The sequence below is a fragment of the Jeotgalibacillus marinus genome, from assembly GCF_040801915.1.
Taxonomy (GTDB): domain Bacteria; phylum Bacillota; class Bacilli; order Bacillales; family Jeotgalibacillaceae; genus Jeotgalibacillus; species Jeotgalibacillus marinus.
The window spans coordinates 1-1,449 of record NZ_JBFMIA010000061.1; the positions used below are offsets into that span (position 1 = coordinate 1).

Genomic DNA, 1,449 nt, shown 5'->3' on the forward strand with positions numbered 1-1,449 from the left:
TGAAGTGACCCCAAAAAGTTAGACAGGTTATATCATTAGGCAACTTGTTGGGTATGAGTTCGGTATTGCGCTGGGCTCATGCCTTTTAGTTTTGCCTTGATTCGTTTGTGATTATAGTATTCTATATATTTGGTTAGTTCTAGCTTGAAATGTTTCACACTTTTAAATTCTTTTAGATAAAGGAATTCTGATTTCATGATGCCAAAGAAATTCTCAATGACCGCGTTATCATAACAGTTTCCTTTACGTGACATACTTTGCATAATGCCTCGTTCTTTAAGGGCATGTCTGTATTGTTTCATTTGGTAATGCCAGCCTTGATCAGAATGAATGAGGAGGGTATCCTCGTCTGTTAAGCGTTCAAATGATTGCTCTAACATCGTCGAAACGAGTGGGTAGGTCGGTCTTGATCCGATTGTATAGGTGATGATTTCACCATTAAATAAATCTAGCATTGGTGATAAATATAGCTTTTCGCCAAATAGTTTGAATTCTGTAATGTCTGTAACCCATTTTTCATTTGGTTTTTCAGCTTGAAAGTCGCGTTCTAAAATATTAGGTGCAATTCTTCCAACTGTCCCTTTATAAGAACGATATTTTTTCATACGAACGAGACATTTTATTCCTAATTCCTTCATAATCCGTTGTACTTTTTTGTGATTTACTTGATGTCCTCGATTGGTAAGTTCATCACGAATGCGTCGGTATCCATAACGACCTTCATGTTCGTCATAAATTCTTTGAATCAAAACTTTCAGCTCTACATCGGCATCAGGACGATCTAAATTTTTCACCCAATAATAATACGTGCTACGTGGAATGCCTGCCATTTGTACGAGTGCTTTCACCGGGAACTCATGCCTTAATTCATAGACTACTTGCGCTTTGTCTTGTTTGGTGATATTTCCTTGTTTTGAACTAAGGCATTCAACTTTTTTAAATACGCATTCTCCATGCGTAAACGTTCTAGTTCATTTTGTAGTGCTTCAATCGAACCATCAGCTGATACGTGTTTTTTTGATGTTTTTCTATTTTCATTTTTCATAGATAGGCGCCCCTTTTTCTTTGGTTTTAGGGCATCCAATCCTTGTGTTTTGAGTAAGTGTTGCCATTGCCAAAGTGTAGCTTTAGAAGGCATATTAAATCGTGCAGCTGTTTCAAAGATAGACGTCCCATTTTTATTCATATAGTTAAGTACGTCTAGTTTATATTGTACGGAATAATTTGTATAGCACGTTGAAAAAGCGTCTTTCCCATGATATTGATATTTTCTTACCCAAAACTGGAGTGTACTTTTATGTACACCCATCTTTTGTGCAATGGTTTGGAAACCTTTATTTCCTTTTAAATAGCATTTTACTGCTTTAACTATTTCTTTACTTGTAAATTTCGTCAAAAGAAAAGCACCTCCAAATTCTAGACTGTGTCTAAAATTTGGGGTGCAGTTCA

The 1,449-nt window shown here is 36.0% G+C and carries 1 protein-coding gene; it reads right to left on the reverse strand.

Annotated features, from left to right (window positions below; all coding sequences use genetic code 11):
- Positions 1-35: 35 nt before the first annotated feature.
- A protein-coding gene (locus AB1471_RS16870; protein ID WP_367780920.1) for an IS3 family transposase occupies positions 36-1,396 on the reverse strand; the annotation gives its coding sequence in 2 pieces (ribosomal slippage) (positions 36-940 and positions 940-1,396; 1,362 coding nt in all).
- Between the last annotated feature and the right edge of the window lie 53 nt (positions 1,397-1,449).